The sequence below is a fragment of the Streptomyces sp. NPDC012474 genome (genome assembly GCF_042955185.1).
Lineage (GTDB): Bacteria > Actinomycetota > Actinomycetes > Streptomycetales > Streptomycetaceae > Streptomyces > Streptomyces cahuitamycinicus.
Window position 1 is genome coordinate 1 of sequence record NZ_JBIBEP010000024.1, and the last position, 17,126, is coordinate 17,126.

18 protein-coding genes and 1 pseudogene are annotated in these 17,126 nt (G+C 70.5%); 10 read left to right on the forward strand and 9 right to left on the reverse strand.

Annotated elements, in window-relative coordinates:
• Positions 1–218, reverse strand: a 218-nt coding sequence (locus ACFY9S_RS35960) for a cbb3-type cytochrome c oxidase subunit I (protein ID WP_391137310.1), incomplete at its 3' end; no start/stop codon positions are given.
• Positions 219–323: 105 nt separating this feature from the next.
• On the opposite strand from ACFY9S_RS35960, the gene ACFY9S_RS35965 reads away from it, so the two are divergent.
• Both ACFY9S_RS35965 and ACFY9S_RS35970 read left to right on the forward strand, forming a co-directional pair.
• A complete protein-coding gene (locus ACFY9S_RS35965; protein ID WP_391137313.1) occupies positions 324–884 on the forward strand; it encodes a sigma-70 family RNA polymerase sigma factor in 561 nt (186 codons plus the stop codon).
• Positions 877–1,887 (forward strand): CU044_5270 family protein, encoded by a 1,011-nt coding sequence (locus tag ACFY9S_RS35970; protein ID WP_391137315.1) that lies wholly within the window; start codon positions 877–879, stop codon positions 1,885–1,887. The genes ACFY9S_RS35965 and ACFY9S_RS35970 overlap by 8 nt, the downstream gene beginning before the upstream one ends.
• Here the strand turns inward: ACFY9S_RS35970 and ACFY9S_RS35975 are convergent.
• Together ACFY9S_RS35975 and ACFY9S_RS35980 are read right to left on the reverse strand one after the other, a co-directional pair.
• A pseudogene (locus tag ACFY9S_RS35975) lies at positions 1,888–2,083 on the reverse strand (bifunctional 5,10-methylene-tetrahydrofolate dehydrogenase/5,10-methylene-tetrahydrofolate cyclohydrolase); the annotation flags it as partial.
• Between the two features lie 184 nt (positions 2,084–2,267).
• The gene (locus ACFY9S_RS35980) at positions 2,268–2,633 is read right to left on the reverse strand and encodes a nuclear transport factor 2 family protein (protein ID WP_391137318.1); all 366 of its coding nucleotides are present in this window, start codon (positions 2,631–2,633) and stop codon (positions 2,268–2,270) included.
• A 162-nt stretch (positions 2,634–2,795) separates the two neighbouring features.
• Here ACFY9S_RS35980 and ACFY9S_RS35985 point away from each other — a divergent pair, with 162 nt between their 5' ends.
• Positions 2,796–3,083: a hypothetical protein gene (locus ACFY9S_RS35985; protein WP_391137321.1), complete on the forward strand. Its 288-nt coding sequence runs from the start codon at positions 2,796–2,798 to the stop codon at positions 3,081–3,083.
• A 55-nt stretch (positions 3,084–3,138) separates the two neighbouring features.
• On the opposite strand, the gene ACFY9S_RS35990 is transcribed toward ACFY9S_RS35985, so the two are convergent.
• Positions 3,139–4,893, reverse strand: coding sequence for an ABC transporter transmembrane domain-containing protein (locus ACFY9S_RS35990; protein WP_391137324.1), 1,755 nt, complete (start codon positions 4,891–4,893; stop codon positions 3,139–3,141).
• 170 nt (positions 4,894–5,063) lie between these two features.
• Here ACFY9S_RS35990 and ACFY9S_RS35995 point away from each other — a divergent pair, with 170 nt between their 5' ends.
• The 4 genes from ACFY9S_RS35995 to ACFY9S_RS36010 all read left to right on the forward strand — a co-directional run bounded on the left by ACFY9S_RS35995 (position 5,064) and on the right by ACFY9S_RS36010 (position 8,665).
• On the forward strand, positions 5,064–6,152 hold the full coding sequence (locus ACFY9S_RS35995; RefSeq protein WP_391137327.1) for an S-(hydroxymethyl)mycothiol dehydrogenase: 1,089 nt from the start codon (positions 5,064–5,066) through the stop codon (positions 6,150–6,152).
• A complete protein-coding gene (locus ACFY9S_RS36000) occupies positions 6,152–6,781 on the forward strand; it encodes an MBL fold metallo-hydrolase (protein ID WP_391137329.1) in 630 nt (209 codons plus the stop codon). Before ACFY9S_RS35995 ends, ACFY9S_RS36000 begins: the two co-directional genes overlap by 1 nt.
• An 89-nt stretch (positions 6,782–6,870) precedes the next feature.
• Positions 6,871–7,785, forward strand: coding sequence for an SDR family oxidoreductase (locus ACFY9S_RS36005; protein ID WP_391137332.1), 915 nt, complete (start codon positions 6,871–6,873; stop codon positions 7,783–7,785).
• A 184-nt stretch (positions 7,786–7,969) separates the two neighbouring features.
• Positions 7,970–8,665 (forward strand): L,D-transpeptidase family protein, encoded by a 696-nt coding sequence (locus ACFY9S_RS36010; protein WP_102910083.1) that lies wholly within the window; start codon positions 7,970–7,972, stop codon positions 8,663–8,665.
• Positions 8,666–8,696: 31 nt separating this feature from the next.
• Here the strand turns inward: ACFY9S_RS36010 and ACFY9S_RS36015 are convergent, their stop codons facing one another.
• From ACFY9S_RS36015 to ACFY9S_RS36030, 4 genes are read right to left on the reverse strand one after another with little or no spacing between them, the layout of a single operon-like run.
• Positions 8,697–9,896: a Gfo/Idh/MocA family oxidoreductase gene (locus tag ACFY9S_RS36015; RefSeq protein WP_391137336.1), complete on the reverse strand. Its 1,200-nt coding sequence runs from the start codon at positions 9,894–9,896 to the stop codon at positions 8,697–8,699.
• A 14-nt stretch (positions 9,897–9,910) separates the two neighbouring features.
• A complete protein-coding gene (locus ACFY9S_RS36020; RefSeq protein ID WP_391137339.1) occupies positions 9,911–11,260 on the reverse strand; it encodes an extracellular solute-binding protein in 1,350 nt (449 codons plus the stop codon).
• A gap of 10 nt (positions 11,261–11,270) precedes the next feature.
• A complete protein-coding gene (locus ACFY9S_RS36025) occupies positions 11,271–12,188 on the reverse strand; it encodes an ABC transporter permease subunit (RefSeq protein WP_391137342.1) in 918 nt (305 codons plus the stop codon).
• Positions 12,189–12,206: 18 nt separating this feature from the next.
• On the reverse strand, positions 12,207–13,178 hold the full coding sequence (locus ACFY9S_RS36030; RefSeq protein WP_391137346.1) for an ABC transporter permease subunit: 972 nt from the start codon (positions 13,176–13,178) through the stop codon (positions 12,207–12,209).
• Positions 13,179–13,349: 171 nt separating this feature from the next.
• Here ACFY9S_RS36030 and ACFY9S_RS36035 point away from each other — a divergent pair, with 171 nt between their 5' ends.
• The 3 genes from ACFY9S_RS36035 to ACFY9S_RS36045 all read left to right on the forward strand — a co-directional run bounded on the left by ACFY9S_RS36035 (position 13,350) and on the right by ACFY9S_RS36045 (position 15,727).
• Positions 13,350–14,510, forward strand: a complete 1,161-nt coding sequence (locus tag ACFY9S_RS36035) for an ROK family protein (RefSeq protein WP_391137349.1) — start codon at positions 13,350–13,352, stop codon at positions 14,508–14,510.
• 163 nt (positions 14,511–14,673) lie between these two features.
• Positions 14,674–14,832: a hypothetical protein gene (locus ACFY9S_RS36040; RefSeq protein ID WP_180989589.1), complete on the forward strand. Its 159-nt coding sequence runs from the start codon at positions 14,674–14,676 to the stop codon at positions 14,830–14,832.
• 70 nt (positions 14,833–14,902) lie between these two features.
• Entirely contained in the window at positions 14,903–15,727 is an 825-nt protein-coding gene (locus tag ACFY9S_RS36045) for an EamA family transporter (protein ID WP_391137351.1), read from the forward strand.
• Positions 15,728–15,759: 32 nt separating this feature from the next.
• Here ACFY9S_RS36045 and ACFY9S_RS36050 read toward each other — a convergent pair whose 3' ends face one another.
• Positions 15,760–17,106: an alpha-lytic protease prodomain-containing protein gene (locus ACFY9S_RS36050; protein ID WP_391137353.1), complete on the reverse strand. Its 1,347-nt coding sequence runs from the start codon at positions 17,104–17,106 to the stop codon at positions 15,760–15,762.
• Between the last annotated feature and the right edge of the window lie 20 nt (positions 17,107–17,126).

Sequence of the window (17,126 nt, forward strand, 5' to 3'; positions counted from 1 at the left end):
AGCGGCGTCGCGAACATCAGCAGCATGATCGTGCCGTGCATCGTGAACGCCTGGTTGAACTGCTCGTTCGACATGATCTGCAGACCGGGCCGGGCGAGCTCGGCGCGCATGAGCAGCGCCATCACGCCACCGATGACGAAGAACGCGAACGACGTGGCCAGGTACAGCGTGCCGATCGTCTTGTGATCAGTGGTCGTCAGCCACTTGAGGTGCCTCATGCCCCGCCTGTGTCCGCGCCCCGCCCGCGCGTCACACTTCACTGACGCGACGAGCATCACGAAATCGGGTGTGACGATCGAGAAGGTGCCGGACAAGAACGGGACATGAGCAACGACGAGATCTTCGCCGCTGCCTACCGCGAGCACTACTGGGCGGTCAGCCGCTATGTCGCACGGCGACTGGACGCACGGGCCGGTGACGTGGAGGAAGTGGTGGCGGAGGTGTTCACGGTCGCCTGGCGGCGCCGGGCCGACCTCCCCGCCGCCGCGCTGCCCTGGCTGTACGGCGTGGCACGCAACTGCCTGGCCAACGCGGTACGCGGACACGGCCGCCGCCGCCGGCTCGTCGACCGGCTCGGCAACGACGACACCGCACACGGGCGTCACATCGCGGCGGGCCCCGAGGCCGACACACCGGGCGGCTGGGTGCACGAGGCACTCGCCCGGCTCTCCGCCGCCGATCAGGAGGTGCTGCGCCTGACGGCCTGGGAGGAACTCGGCATCGACGAGGTCGCCGTCGCCCTCGGCTGCGGCAGCCGGGCCGCGTCCATGCGGCTGCACCGGGCCAGGCGCCGCCTCAGAGCCGAGATCGACCGCATGCGTCCCGAACCCCCGCCCGCCGAGCACTCCTGCATGACCGCCCCGAAGGAACACGGCCATGGCTGACGAACTCGAACTGCTGCGCTGCGCCGACCCGGTGCCGCCCGACGGCCCTCACTACGGCGACGGTCCCCTGGACCACAACGCCGAGCGCCGGCTCGAACAACTGCTCCGGGACGGACGGGGCCGGCCCTTCGGCCGGCTGCGGCAGCGGCTGCTGCCGGGCCCCGGATGGCCCCGGCTGGCCTGGGGGCTGCTCGCCACGGCCGTCGTCGCCGCTCTCACCCTCACCTTCGTACTGAGCGGCCCGAGCGCCACGCCCGCGGTCGCCGCGCCCCGCCCGCTGGTGATCGAATCGGGCTTCACAGCCGTGCCCCTGGACCGGCTGGCCGACCGCGCCGCGGCAGCCGCCGGGGCCGACGACGCGCCCCGCCTGCGCAAGGGGACGCACGTGCAGTCCTGGAGCCTCGGCATGTCGGACGACAAGCCCCCCATCACCCTGCCCGAGGAGCGCATCGTGCGCTGGCACGCCGACGACAGCCACACCGAACTCGTCGTGGCCACGGACCCCAGGCATCCGGGCCGCCCGGTCCTCTCGGACGAGGGCGGCGAGCCGCACCCCGTCGACGACGGTCACGTCCTCCTCGACCGGACCTACCCGCCCAGCTGGAGCGACGCCCCGCCCCAGTCACCCCCGCCCCGTGATCCCGCCCGGCTGCGCGCCTACCTGACACAGGCTCAGTTCTCCGGCACTCCGCTGACCACGCCCGAGCTGCTGGACGCTACGGCGACACTGCTGGACCACTGGACCCTCGGCGCACAGGAGAGTGCGGCGCTGGCCCGGCTGCTGGCCCGCGCCGAGGGGCTGCGGCCGGCCGGCCAGGTGACCGACCGGCTGGGCCGCCGCGGCCAGGCCTACGTGAACGACTCCCGCGGCCTCCGCCGCATGCTGATCATGGACCCGGCCACCGGTGCCGTCCTCGGGCTGGAGAGCACCCTCACCGAGCCGGAGCCCGCGTACGGCGTCGAGGAGGGTGACGTCATGTCGTACAGCGCATGGATGCGCTGATCACCCCCCGATGACGGCGAGTTGCCGGGCGGCTGTCTCGACGGTCTGCTCCAGCAGCGTGGCGATGGTCATCGGACCGACCCCACCCGGCACCGGTGTGATCAGCGAGGCCCGCTCCACGGCGGAGTCGAAGTCGACGTCCCCGACGTTCCCGGCGTTGTACCCCGGCGTCGATCACCTCGGCGCCGGGCTTGCCACGATGCGCCGGGAGAGTGCGGTGCCGTTCATGCGACGCGCCTGCGACATGATCCACCCATGGGCCGATGTGCTGCTTCGCCCAGGCGCACGGCATCGGCTCCGCGGGGCCGCTCCCCGGTGGTGCTCCACCTCAGCGGCGGTCACGGTCCGGCCCCACCCTGACGGAGCCCGGTGGGCCCCTGCTACTCGTCCCAGGCCTGGACCAGGGTCTGCTCGGTGATCTTGCCTTCGCGCAGCCCGATCATGGACTCGGACAGGACACGCACCCCGTCCGCGTACTCGCAGCTCTCGCTGTAGGCGGCCTCGTCACCCTGGATGACGCACCGCTCCAGCTTGTGCGACATGTCCCGGCTGTAGACGTCCTCCAGCATCCGGCCGATCTCGTCCCGGCCGTGCAGGACCTTGGGGTGGCTGGGCTGCGTCGTGCGGTCCACGATGCGCAGCTCCGCATCGTCGGCGTACAGCGAGAGCAGCATGTCCGGGTTCTGCCCTTCCAGGCCCCGGCGCAGCGTCTCTCGGTCGAAGGCGGGTTCTGCCGCTGTTCCCATGACGACTCCCTTCGAAGGGCCGCGACCCGGCGGGAGCGGGCCGCGAAAGGCCTCTCCTCCCGAGGCTCCTCCGGCCCGCCCGCCTCGGCAAGCGCTGGGCCTGATGGGTGAGGCGGACCGCCCGCCCGTGTCCGCCGGGGACCCGCCCGCGTTGCGAAAGGCATGATCTCAACACGACGTATGGTCGCCGCCGTTGCTCTCGCCGCTGGGGTCACCGGCCTCGCCGCGCCGATGGCGAACGCGGCCGACGCGGAAGCGAAGAGCCCGCTCAGCCCGATGACCACGCTCGACTCGCTGACCGTGAGCGACATCCCCGCCGCGCACAAGGACGAGATCCCGCGGCCCTCCTCGCAGCTCGCCGGGCTCAACCGCCTCAACGACCTCGACCAGCTGAACCAGGTCGTCGGTCTGGTCTCCCCGGTCTTCGGCTTCCTGCCGAACGTGCACTGACCGCAGCGTGTGCGTGAGGGCCGCACGCCCGGGCGGCCCTCACGCACGCCCGGGCTCAGTCCGCCGTGGCCAGGAACTGCGTCGCCGCCAGCTCCGCGTAGAGCGGATCGGCCGTCACGAGCTCACGGTGCGTGCCGACGGCCCGGACCCGGCCCGCGTCCATCACCACGATCCGGTCGGCCATCGTCACCGTCGACAGCCGGTGCGCCACCACGAGGACCGTGGTCGTACGGGCCACATCCGCGACGGTGTCGCGCAGCGCCGCCTCGTTCACCGCGTCCAGCTGCGAGGTCGCCTCGTCGAGCAGCAGCAGCCGGGGCCGGCGCAGCAGCGCGCGGGCGATGGCGACGCGCTGGCGCTCACCGCCCGACAGCTTGGTGCCGCGGTGCCCCACGAGTGTGTCGAGGCCGGCGGGCAGCCGGGAGATCAGCCCGTCGAGCCGGGTCGTCTTGAGCACCCGCGCGAGGGCGTCCTCGTCCGCCTCCGGATTGCCCAGCAGCAGGTTGTCCCGCAGGGAGCCCGACAGGACGGGCGCGTCCTGCTCCACGTAGCCGATCGCGGCGCGCAGCCGGGACAGCTCCCAGTCGTCCAGCTCCCGCCCGTCCAGCGTGATCACATCCGACTCGGGCTCGTAGAACCGTTCGATCAGGGAGAAGACGGTGGTCTTGCCCGCGCCGGATGGGCCGACGAACGCCGTCATGCCCTGCGCGGGCACGGTGAACGTCACCCCGTGGTGCACGTAGGGCAGGTCGTCGGCATAGCGGAAGCGGACGTCGTCGAAGGCGAGGGCGGCGGGCTGCGCGCCGGTCGAGGGCAGCGGCGCGGCATCGGCGGCCGGCTCGGCGGGCAGGTTCAGCGCCTCCTCGATGCGGGTGAGGGCCGCGGCGCCCGTCTGGTACTGCGTGATGGCGCCGACGACCTGCTGTATCGGGGACATCAGATAGAAGACGTACAGCAGGAACGCGACCAGTGTGCCCACGTCGACCGCGCCGGTCGCGACCCGCGCGCCGCCCACGGCGAGCACCGTGATGAAGGCGACCTGCATGGACAGCCCCGCGGTGTTGCCCGCGGCCGCCGACCACTTGGCGGCCCGCACGCTCTGCCGCCACGACTCCTGGGCCGCCTCGTGCAGCGTCCGCTCCTCGCGGTGCTCCGCGCCGGACGCCTTCACGGTGCGCAGGGCGCCGAGGATCCGTTCCAGCGAGGCACCCATGACACCCACCGCGTCCTGCGCCTGCCGGCTCGCCTTGTTGATGCGCGGCACGATCACCCCGAGAATCACACCCGCGCCCAGGATGACCGCCAGGGTGACGCCCAGCAGCACGGCGTCCACCAGGCCCATCATCACCACCGTGGCGACGAGCGTCAGCCCGCCCGTGCCCAGGCCGACCAGTGAGTCGGTGGTGACCGCGCGCAGCAGGGTGGTGTCGGAGGTGATGCGGGCCATCAGGTCCCCGGGTTCGCTGCGGTCCACGGCCGTGATCCGCAGGCGCAGCAGATACGACGACAGGGCACGCCGCGCGCCGAGCACCACCGACTCGGCGGTGCGGGTCAGCACGTACGAACCCAGCGCGCCCACCGCCGCGTTGGTCACGACCAGGGCCGACATCGCCAGCAGGGCGCCGGTGATGGCCCGCTCGTGCGAGAGGTCGTCGATCAGCTCCCGCGCCACCAGCGGCAGCAGCAGTCCGGTCGCCCCGGTGACCAGCGAGAGCAGCGCCCCCGCGAACAGGGACCAGCGGTGCGGGCGTACGTATGCGAGGAGCTGCCGCCACGCGGGTGTGGCCACCTCGGTCCCAGTGATGCTCACGGCGCTCCCTCGGCGTCGGCGGAGCGTTCAGGCTACGACGCCGCCGACCCGCCCGGCCTGCCCTTTCCGCCCTTTCCCGGCCGAGGAGGGTGGCCGATCCGCGCCCCTTACCGATCAGTCGCGCGTAGGGTCGGAGAGGAACGGACCCGGCCGACGAAGGAGTCAGCACCATGGCCCAGGAAGTACGCGGCGTGATCGCCCCCGGCAAGGACGAGCCGGTGCGGATCGAGACGGTCCTGGTGCCCGATCCCGGCCCGGGCGAGGCGTTGGTGCGGGTGCAGGCCTGCGGGGTGTGCCACACCGACCTGCACTACAAGCAGGGCGGCATCAACGACGAGTTCCCGTTCCTGCTGGGCCACGAGGCCGCCGGCGTGGTCGAGGCGGTCGGCGCCGGCGTCACCGACGTCGAGCCCGGTGACTTCGTGATCCTCAACTGGCGCGCGGTGTGCGGGAAGTGCCGGGCCTGTCGGCGCGGGCGGCCCTGGTACTGCTTCGACACCCACAACGCGCAGCAGAAGATGACCCTCGCCTCGACCGGCCAGGAGCTGTCCCCGGCCCTGGGCATCGGTGCCTTCGCGGAGAAGACGCTGGTCGCGGCCGGGCAGTGCACCAAGGTCGACCCGCGCGTCGCCCCGCAGGTGGCCGGGCTGCTGGGCTGCGGTGTGATGGCCGGCATCGGCGCCGCGATCAACACCGGGAACGTCGGCCGGGGCGACTCGGTCGCCGTGATCGGCTGCGGCGGTGTCGGTGACGCGGCCATCGCCGGATCGCAGCTGGCCGGAGCAGCGACGATCATCGCCGTCGACATCGACGACCGCAAGCTGGAGACCGCCCGCTCCATGGGCGCCACCCACACCGTCAACTCGCGCGAGAACGACCCGGTCGAGGCGATCCGCGAGCTCACCGGAGGCTTCGGCGCCGACGTCGTCATCGAGGCCGTCGGCCGCCCGGAGACGTACAAGCAGGCCTTCTACGCCCGTGACCTCGCCGGCACGGTCGTCCTCGTCGGCGTCCCCACCCCCGAGATGAAGCTCGACCTGCCGCTGCTCGACGTCTTCGGCCGCGGCGGCGCCCTGAAGTCGAGCTGGTACGGCGACTGCCTGCCCTCCCGCGACTTCCCCATGCTGATCGACCTGCATCTGCGGGGGCGTCTGGACCTCGGCGCGTTCGTCACGGAGACCATCCGGCTCGACGAGGTGGAGAAGGCGTTCGGGCGGATGCACCACGGCGACGTGCTGCGCTCGGTGGTGGTGCTGTGATGACGACCCGCATCGAACACCTCGTCACCTCCGGGCAGTTCAGCCTCGACGGCGGCACCTGGGACGTCGACAACAACGTGTGGATCGTCGGCGACGACCACGAGGCGATCGTCATCGACGCCGCCCACGACGCCGACGCCATCGCCGAGGCCGTCGGGGACCGCCGGCTCACGGCCATCGTGTGCACGCACGCCCACAACGACCACATCGACGCCGCCCCCGCCCTCGCCGAGCGCACCGGCGCCACCATCTGGCTGCACCACGACGACCTGCCGCTGTGGAAGCAGACCCACCCGGACCGGGAGCCGGACGCCTGGCTCGTCGACGGCCAGGTCATCGAGGCCGGCGGCGCCGACCTGCGGGTCCTGCACACCCCGGGGCACGCGCCCGGTGCCGTCTGCCTCTACGAACCGGGGCTCGGCACCGTCTTCACCGGCGACACCCTCTTCCAGGGCGGCCCTGGCGCCACCGGCCGCTCCTTCTCGCACTTCCCGACGATCATCGACTCGATCCGCGACCGGTTGTTCACCCTGCCGCCCGAAACGACGGTCCGCACCGGCCACGGCGACTCCTCGACCATCGGCGCGGAGGTCCCGCACCTGGAGGAATGGATCACCCGAGGCCACTGATCACGTGTCGCCCGTAAAAGGCGACAGAAGATGTCCGGCTTACCCGTCACCCTGAAGGCGACAAGCAGTCACGTCACAGGAGGTCGGACATGTCAGCTCCGTTGCAGGGCAAGGTCGCACTGGTCGCCGGTGCGACCCGGGGCGCCGGGCGGGGGATCGCCGTCGAGCTCGGCGCGGCCGGCGCCACGGTCTACGTCACCGGCCGCACCACCCGCGCCCGCCGCTCGGAGTACGACCGGCCGGAGACCATCGAGGACACCGCCGACCTGGTCACCGCCGCCGGCGGCCGGGGCGTCGCCGTCCCCACCGACCACCTGGAGCGGGCGCAGGTCCGGGCGCTCGTGGACAGGATCGCGGACGAGCAGGGCCGCCTCGACGTCCTCGTCAACGACATCTGGGGCGGCGAGAAACTCTTCGAGTGGGACACCCCGCTCTGGGAGCACGACCTCGACAACGGCCTGCGCCTGCTCCGGCTCGCGATCGAGACGCACGCCGTCACCAGCCACCACGCCCTGCCCCTGCTGCTGCGCAACCCGGGCGGCCTGGTCGTCGAGGTCACCGACGGCACCGCCGACTACAACGCCGAGAACTACCGCGTGAACTTCTTCTACGACCTCGCCAAGGCGTCCGTCCTGCGCATGGCCTTCGCCCTCGGCCACGAAATCGGCCCGCGCGGCGCCACCGCCGTCGCCCTCACGCCCGGCTGGCTGCGCTCGGAGCTGATGCTGGACGGCTTCGGGGTGTGCGAGGAGAACTGGCGCGACGCCCTGGAGAGCGTCCCCCACTTCGCCATCTCGGAGACCCCGCACTACGTGGGCCGGGCGGTGGCCGCGCTGGCCGCGGACGCTGACGTGGCGCGCTGGAACGGCCGGTCCCTGTCCAGCGGCGGACTCGCCCAGGAGTACGGCTTCACCGACCTCGACGGCAGCCGCCCGGACGCCTGGCGCTACCTCGTCGAGGTCCAGGACGCGGGCAAGCCCGCGGACGTCACCGGATACCGGTGACGCGGACGCGTTCGGCACCTGATCGGGCGTGATCATCCCCCTATGTGTAGGTATGTCCACGGTGTGCCGGTGGGGTATGTCACTGTTCCGTCGCAGCCCCGCCGACGGCACAACCGGAACCGTTCCCCGGCCGTCTAGCTGGCAGACACCGCAGAACCGCTTTCGTGAAAGGGCATGACCAGCCATGGGGGACGTACGCAGACGGAGCGCCGTCGCACTGGGTATCACCGGTCTGGTGGCACCGCTCACGCTCGCACTCGGCGCCACGCCGGCGCAGGCCGCGAGCTGCACCACGCAGGCCGGCCCGTACCAGAAGAAGGTCGAGAAGTTCCTCGGCCGTCCGGTCGACGGCAAGCAGTCCGCCGCCGACTGCAAGGCCATCCGCGCCTTCCAGACCAAGCACGGCATCTCCCCGAACGCCGGCTACGCCGGGCCCGTCACCTGGGGCGTGATGGACCTGATGCAGAAGCAGAAGGCCGTCGGGAAGAACCCCAACAAGGACGGCAAATGCCCGGTGAACAAGGGCCGGATCGCCTGCGTGAACCTGACGCTCCAGCTGAGCTGGATCCAGGACGGCAAGAAGCTCGTCTACGGCCCCGTCCCGGTCCGCACCGGCCGCAACGGGTACGAGACCCGCACCGGCCTGAAGAAGATCTACTGGCGCAACATCGACCACGTCTCGTCCATCTACGACGTGCCGATGCCCTACGCCCAGTTCTTCGACGGCGGCCAGGCCTTCCACTCGGTCGGCGTCAGCATGTGGAACCCGCCCGGCTCGCACGGCTGCGTCAACATGACCAAGACCGACGCCAAGAAGTACTGGTCGCTGCTGAAGAAGAACGACGACGTCTTCGTGTACGGCCGCAAGCCGGGCACCTGATACCGGGCACCCGGCTCGCGCCGGGCGTTCCCTACCGGGGAGCGTCCCCGAAGTCCGGGATCTCCAGTCTGACCCCGCCCTGCCGCGCCGACTCGTGAGCGACGATGCCCGGCAGGGTGTAGCGGGCGGCCACCCACGCGTTCACCGACGGCAGGGCGCGCGTGTTGACGGCGGTCACGAAGTCGTCCACCAGGAAGTGGTGACTGCCCTCGTGGCCGTTGTGGAGGTTGTCGAACTCCCGCGGCAGCCGCGCCCGGTCGTGCACGGGCGCCGACCCGGAGGTGAAGGCGGCCCGCAGTTCCGGCGCGATGTGCTGGAGCGACGGATCGTCGGGAGCCATGGTGGGCTTGGGCTCCAGCAGCTCGCTGATGTCCTTCACCCCCTGCTTGTCCTGCCACAGGGCGAACGTCGCGAGCTGCTCCATGCTCGCCTCGGTACCGAAGAAGCGGAAGCGCGACTCCCGTATGTGCGAGGGGTAGCCGACCCGCCGGAACTCGTTCGTGCGGAACGAGCCGCCGCCCGCCACCTCGAAGAGCGCGGTGGCGTTGGAGAAGTCGTTGCCGAACTGGCTGATGTCCTTGTCGAAGACGCCGTCGCCCCGGTCGTCGACGACACCGATCGCCGACACGCTCACCGCGTGCGTCTGCCAGGCGCCCAGCACCCCGCCGACCGCGTGCGTCGGGTACAGCAGCGGGGGATAGCTGGCGGTCGCCTTCCAGTTCTCGCCGCCGCTGTACTGGTAGGCCTCGTAGAACCCGAGGTCCATGTCGTGGACGTAGTCGCCCTCGGCGTAGAAGAGCCGCCCGAAGGCGCCCTCGGCGATCTGGTTGCGGGCGTGGACCGTGGCCGGGTTGTACTCGCTGGTCTCGCCCATCATGTAGGTCAGCCCGGTGGCCTTGACCGCGTCGATGATCGCCGCGATCTCCTCCGTGCTGATGGCCATGGGGACGGCGGAGTACACGTGCTTGCCGGCGTTCAGGCCCTGGACCACCAGCGGCCCGTGCGTCCAGCGCTGGGTGAAGATCGCGACGGCGTCGACGTCCTCCGACTCCAGCATGGCCTGGTAGGACGGGAAGGTGCCCGCCAGCCCCTGGGCGGAGGCGAGTTGGGCGGCCCTCTCGGGCAGCAGGTCGGTGACGTAGACGTCGCTGACGCCGGGGTGGGCCTGGAACAGGGTGGCGAACTGGCCCGAGAACTGTCCGGCGCCGACGATGCCGATGGAGAACGTCATGGAGCGCGTGCCCTTCACTGGGAGAGGATGAGGTTGATCTGGTCGTTGGTCTGATCGAGGCTGCTCACGGGCTTTCCGTTGCCGTAGATGTCTTCCATCGCGGGTGCCATCAGCGCCGTCATGTCCGCGGAGTAGCTGGCGATCGGGTACGAGAAGGTCCGGGAGTGCTTCTTGTCGGCCACCGGTTCGGTGAACGCCGAGACGTCGATGCCCTTCTTCCGGTACGCGGCGACGGCGGCCTCGGTCCCGGCCGGGGTGGCGGGGAAGACGACGCCGTACCTGCCGACGACGCTCTGGCAGTCGTCCGAGGCCAGGTAGGCCACCCACTTCTTGGCCCCCGCCTTGTTCTTGGAGGCCTTGGTGACGGAGTCGGCGAGGCCGTTCATCATCGTGGCACGCTTGCCGGTCGGGCCGACCGGAGTCAGGGCGGTCTTGATGTCCCTGCCCTTGAAGCCCGCGTACGTGGAGATCATCCAGGCCCCGTCGAACGCGGTGGCCGCCTTCCCCGCCGCGACCTGTGTGTTCTGCTGGTTGGACTGGACGTTGTAGTCGGACAGCGGCGGCATGTAGCCCTTCTCGGCCAGACCGAAGTACCACTTGATGACCGACTGGAAGGTCTTGCTGTCGTACTGGTACTCCGTGCCCCAGCGCGGCTTGTCGAGGTAGTTCCATCCTGCGGAGGCGGCGAAGTTGCTCCACTGGGTCTGGCCGTCGCCGAACCCGCCGCCGCCCGAGGCCAGGCCGTACACCTTCACGTTGTTCTTGTCGAAGCCCGGCTCGTCGCCCCGCTTGCCGTTCCTGTCGATCGTGAGGTGGGCGACGGTCTTCTCGAAGGTGCCGCCGTCCTCGGGATTCCAGGACAGGTCGTTCAGCTGCTCGGCGGTGAGACCGGCGTCCTTCGTCAACTTCGAGTTGTAGAACAGGGCGACCGTGTCCCAGTCCTTGGGGGCGCCGTAGCGGTGTCCGTCCTTCCCGATCCAGTTGGCGGCGAGGCCCGGCTGGTAGTCGGAGTTGTCGATGCCGAGGTCGTCGAGCGGTTCGAGGACCTTGAGGTCGGCGAACTGGCCGAAGTTCTGGATGTGGTCGGTGAACACGTCCGGCTGGGTGCCCGCGATGAACCCGGCGGTGAGCTTGGTCCAGTAGTCGCTCCAGCCCAGCTGCGTGATCTTCACCTTGAGTCCGGGGTTCTCCTTCTCGAACCCCTTGGCGCAGGCCTGGTAGGCGGGCAGCTGGTTGGCGTCCCACAGCCAGTACGTGACGGTGTTCGCGGAGGATCCGGCGGCGCCTTCCTGCGCGCATCCGCTGACCAGGGACAGCGCCAGCGCTCCGGTCGCCGCGACGAGCGGACGAAGTCGAATTCGCATCACAGTCCCCTTACTTGATCCCGGTGAAGCCGATGGAGCTGACGATGCGGCGGGCGAAGCAGGCGAACAGCACCAGCATCGGCAGCGCGGCGATCAGCGTCGCCGCCATGAGCCCGGACCAGTCGACGCCGGTCTGCGGGGTCTGCGCCCGGAAGACCGCCAACGCCACGGTCAGCACGCGCGAGCTGTCGCTGTAGGACACCATCAGCGGCCAGAAGTAGTCGTTCCAGGAGGTGATGTACGTCAGCACGGCCAGCGTGATGACCGGCGTGGACGCCATCGGCAGGACCACCCGGAAGAAGATCTTGATCTTCCCCGCGCCGTCCAGCAGAGCCGCCTCCTCGACCTCCTTGGGGATGTTCATGAAGAACTGTCGCAGGAAGAACACCGCGAACGGGGTCATGAAGAGGCTGGGCAGCGCGATGCCGAGGAGCGTGTCCACCAGGTGCAGTTGCTTGATGAGCACGAAGTTCGGCAGCAGCGTGAAGATGGTCGGCACCATCATCCCGGCCAGGAACAGCCCGAACACCTTGTCCCGGCCCCGCCAGCGCAGCCGCGAGAAGGCATACGCGGCCATCGCGGAGAAGAAGATCTGACAGCCGGTGATCAGGGTCGAGACCAGCACCGAGTTGAGCAGGTAGCGCCAGAAGTCCAGCCCGCCGCCCGCACCGCCCTGCGCGATCGCCTCCTCGGACGACTGGAGGCCCAGGGCCCGTTCGAAGCCGCTGGTGGTGAGGCCCACCGGCAGGGGGTTGGTGGGGTCGGCGCTCAGGCCCGCGTTGGTGGAGAGCGCGGTGCGCAGGATCCAGTAGAACGGCAGCATGGTGATGAGGACGATCAGTCCCATCACGGTCCACGCGGCGGCCCGCCCGAAGGGGAACCCGCGCCGCACCGGTCGTAGGGTCGTCGTGGTCGTCACGGCAGCCATGGCGGTGTCTCCCTTCCGTCAGCCGAGGTCGGTCCGGCCGGCCCGGGTGAGCCGGTACTGCAGGACGGTGATCGCGCTCAGTACGACCAGCAGGGCGACGGACATGGCCGAGGCGTAGCCGAACTGGAAGCGGCCGAAGGCCGAGCCGTAGATGTAGTACTGCAGGACGTTGGTGGCGTTCGCCGGACCGCCCGCGGTGGTCACGGCGACGGTGTCGAACACCTGGAACGACCCGATCACCGTCATGATCAGGACGACCGCGAGCACCGGACGCAGCAGCGGCATGGTGATCCGCCAGAACATCCGCCACTCGCTCGCGCCGTCCACCCGGGCCGCCTCGTACATGTCGCCCGGAATGGCCTGGAGGCCGGCGAACAGCAGCAGGGCGGTGTAGCCAACGTGCCGCCACACGTTGATGACCGCGATCGTCGGGATCGCCCAGGTCTCGTCGGCGAGGAACGGGATGCGGTCGGCACCGAGGCCGCTGATGATCTCGTTGCCGATGCCCAGCTGGGTGTCGAGGATCCACAGCCAGACGAGACCGGCGACGACGTTCGACATCAGATACGGCGTCAGCACGATCCCGCGCAGCATCGCCGACTGGGTGAGCCGCTGCAGCAGGACGGCCATGGCGAGTGCCGCGACCGTCTGCACGCCGATGTTGATGACGACGTACTCGACGGTGACCCACAGGGAGTCCCAGAAGATGGGGTCGTTGACCATGCGGACGTAGTTGTCCAGGCCCACCCACTCCGCCGGCGTCAGCAGGTTGAAGCTGGTGAAGCTCAGGTAGACGCCCCGCAGGGTCGGCCAGAGCAGGAAGACCAGGAAGCCGAGCAGGGCCGGCGCGATGAAGAGCGCGGCCAGCCGCCCGTCTCCCCGGTCCTCACCGGCCACCCCCCGTCGCGTCCGGGTCCGGGTCCTGCTGGGGGCCTCCGCCGCGCCGCCCGTGGGCAGACGTGAGGGAGGACTGCTGGAGGCGATGGTCATCGGGAGACTCCCTCGCTGCGGCGGCTCGTCCTCTGGCGGGACTTACTTTTGGCGCGAAACAATTGCCGCGTCAAGAGGCCTGCAAACATCTTTTCCCGGGGACCGGCATGGGCCTAGAGTGGTCATATTGGTTTCGGTGTGAAAAAAATGGATGAGGGGAGTCGGACCTCCATGACGGAAGGCACCGCCGGCTGGCTGCCGCTGAGCCCGGGGGAACGCTCCGTGGCGATCGAAGTGCTCGTCCACGGCCCGCTCTCGCGCACGGAACTCGCCCGCAGGCTGGGTCTGTCGGCCGGCAGTCTCACCCGGCTGACCAAGCCGCTGATCGAGTCGGGGCTGCTGGTCGAGGTGCCCGAAGCCGATGCGCCCGCGGAGTCGCGCCAGGGCCGCCCCTCCCAGCCTCTGGACGTGGTCGCCGACTCGGGCTTCTTCCTCGGCTTCAAGATCACCGAGGACATGGTCTACGGCGTCGTCACGACCCTGCGCAGCCACATCGTCGCCCGGCACGACCGCCCGCTCACCACCCACGACCCCGCCGAAGTCGCCGACGTGCTGGCCGAGATGACCGCCGAACTGGCCGAAGACCACCCCCGTCCTGCCGGGATCGGCATCGGGGTGGGCGGCTTCGTCCAGGACCGTGCCGTGGTCGGCGAGTCCCCCTTCCTGCTGTGGCGGGACGTCCCCCTGGCCGACCTGGTCGAGGAGCGCACCGGGCTGCCGGTGGTCGTCGAGAACGACGTCGCCGCCCTGGTCGAGGCCGAGACGTGGTTCGGCGCCGGGCGCGGCCTGGAGCGCTTCGTCGTCCTCACCATCGGCGCCGGCCTCGGCTACGGACTCGTCCTGGGGGGCAGGCGGGTGCCCTTCGCGGAGGAGGACCGCGGCTTCGGCAGGCACTGGATCGTCGACTCCAGCGGTCCGCTCACCCCGGACGGCAGGCGCGGCAGCGCCGTCTCGCTGCTGACCATCCCCAGCATCCGCTACCAGATCCGGGCCGCCACCGGCAGCGACCACACCTACGAGGAGATCCTGGCCCTGGCCGCCGCGGGGGACCCGATGCCCGCGCGGGTCGTCGACGAGGCCGCGCGAGCCCTGGGCACACTCGTCGCGCAGATCTCCAACTTCGTGATGCCGCAGAAGATCCTGCTCGCGGGGGAGGGGGTCGGGCTGATGGACGTGGCCGGGAAGACGGTCGAGGAGACGGTCCGTGACCTCCGGCACCCGCTGGCCGCCCCGGTCGCCCTGGAGACGAAGGTGTCCGACTTCCACGACTGGGCCCGCGGCGCCGCCGTGTTGGCCATCAAGGTGCTGGTGCTGGGATCGGCCGAAGCGTGAAGGACGGCGAACGTCCGGGCGGCGAAAGGTACTCACAGGTGGCTGATGTGAACAGCCTCACGTTTACCAGGAGATGGACGTGATCAGTAACACTGTCCGAAATGCCGGTTTAACTCCTGATTACTCACGTCGCCTTCACGTCCGGCGACGTATGCTTCACAGCATGTCCACCACCGTTGAAACATCATCCGAGCGATCGGCTGACGAGGTCAACGAGGAGATCCGAGCGCTGTGGCGCCGGTCGGGCGGGACACTGAGCGTCGAGCAGCGCGAGGAGTACCAGCGGCTCGTCCTGGAGTGGGCCTCCGCGGCCCCGCAGTAGGCGCCGGCGGTCTGACCTCCGGCCCGGCCCGCCGCGCATCGGACTCTCCTCGAAGGGCACCCCTGATCCAATGGGTGCCCTTCTCGCACTTTCCTCGGCCGTCGTCTACGGCATCGTCGACTTCGCGGGCGGCCTGCTGTCCCGACGGGTCCATCACACCGCCGTCACCTTCCTCGGCCAGCTGGGCGGACTGCTGCTCGCCTGCGCTGCCGCGCTCCTCCTGCCCGCCGACGCCGTCCACCCTGCCGACCTGCTGTGGGGCGCGCTGTCCGGCGTGGGCAGCGGCACGGCCATGTGGTTCCTCAACCGCGGGCTGAGCAGAGGGGACATGAGCGTCGTGGTGCCGGTGAGCGCCGTCACGGGGGTCGCGCTGTCGGTGCTGTGCGGGGTCCTCGTCCTGGGCGACCGCCCGGGCGCCGTCGCCTGGCTGGGCATCGCCGTCACGGTGCCGGCGCTGTGGTTCGTCGCCGGTGGCAAGGGCGGCGCGGGGAAGGGGACGGCGGACGGACTCGTCGCCAGCCTGGGCGTCGCCGTGCAGTACCTGGCCCTCGGTCAGGCCGGTCCCGGGAGCGGGCTGTGGCCCGTCGCCGCGGGCCGGGTCGCCGCGATCCTCGTCCTTCTGCCGGACGCCGCGCGTCACGCCCGACGGCTGAGGCTGCCACCGGTCCGCTGCGCCCAGGCCGTCCTCATCGGGGCCGGGGCGGCCCTTGGCCTCGTGCTGTATCTGCTCGCCGTCCAGCGGCAGTTGCTGGCCGTCGCCGTGGTCCTGGCCTCCCTCTACCCGGCCCTCCCCGTGGTGCTCGGCCTCGCCGTGCTGCACGAGCGGATCAGCCGCCGTCAGGCGGTGGGGCTGCTGGGGGCGGGAATCGCGACCGTACTGCTCACCCTGGGCTGACGGGCCCGGCCCGCGACGGCCGGCCACCCGCGTCATCCCCAAGTGGCCGAGTAGTACTGCCGGTACGCCTTGCGGTCCTGCTCCGCACGGATCCACCGGGTCGCCACCAGGGCCACGAGGCTGCCCGCGATGACGAGCATGCCGGGGCCGACATTGCGCGGATCGGTGAGGCGGGTCAGCAGCGTCGACACGTCCGTGCCCGTGATCGGCGCCGACGAACCGGGCGAGGCCGCACCCGGCTGGGCCGACGGCGCGGGTGCTGCGCCCGTGCCACCCGACGACTTGGCCACGATCAGCTTGACGCCCAGCTCGGTCAGCGCCTTCGTCACCGGCTGGAAGAACGTCGTACCGCCCGCCTTGCAGTCCCCGCTGCCGCCCGAGGTCAGGCCGATCGCGACGCCGTCGGCGAACATCGGGCCTCCGCTGTCACCGGGTTCGGCGCACACGTTCGTCTCGATGAGGCCGGTGACCGTGCCCTCCGGGTAGTTCACGGTCGCGTTGAGCGCCGTCACCTCTCCCTCGCGCAGTCCGCTGGTGCTGCCGCTGCGGAAGATCTTCTGCCCGACCTCCGCGTCTGCGACGCCCGTGATCCGCACACCCTTGCCGTCACCGACAGCCACCACGTCCGCGCCCTTGCCCGCACGGCCGCCGTCGTACTTCACCAGGGAGTAGTCGTCGCCGGGAAAGCTCCCCCTGAGGGACGTGCCGACCTGCTGCCGGCCCCGGTCGTCGGCGAACCAGACGGAACCGTCGGGCCCGCAGTGCCCCGCAGTCAGGATGAAGTCGCTCTTGCCGTCGGTCACGTTGAACCCCGCAGAACAACGCCCGGCGGTCGACAGGATGGGCTGCGCGCCGTTGACGCGTGTCGTGAACGTGCCCTCGGTGCGCTCCATCCGTACGAAGGAGCCGATGCGCTCGGCGACCTCGGTCATCCGGGACCAGTCGGAGGCGGAGACGGTGCTGTCACCGCGCACCACCACCTGGTTGCTCTTGTAGTCCAGGGCCCATGAGGTTCCGGCCACCCTGGGGGCCGAACGCAGCGTCGCCGCAGCGGACTTGAGGTCGCTCATGCTGTGACCGACCATCTTGGCCCGCGCACCGGCGCGCTGCACCTCGGAGGCCGCCTTCTCGTCGGTCACCGCGACGACCGGTCGCCCGGACGAGTCGATCCAGCTGCCCGCCGTGCGCGCGTTCCCGAGCCGGGACACGAGGTCGGTGCCCTCGCCCGTCGCCGGCGGCGCGGTGAACGGGACGCCGATGACCGGGGCCGACGGCTCGCTCGCCACGGCGTTGGTGACCATCCCTCCTCCGAGGAGGAGTCCGCCGACGGCCGCCAGCCGTGTCACTCGCCGGACGACCCGTCGTCGTGCGTGCCTCATGCATGGCTCCCGAACCAGAA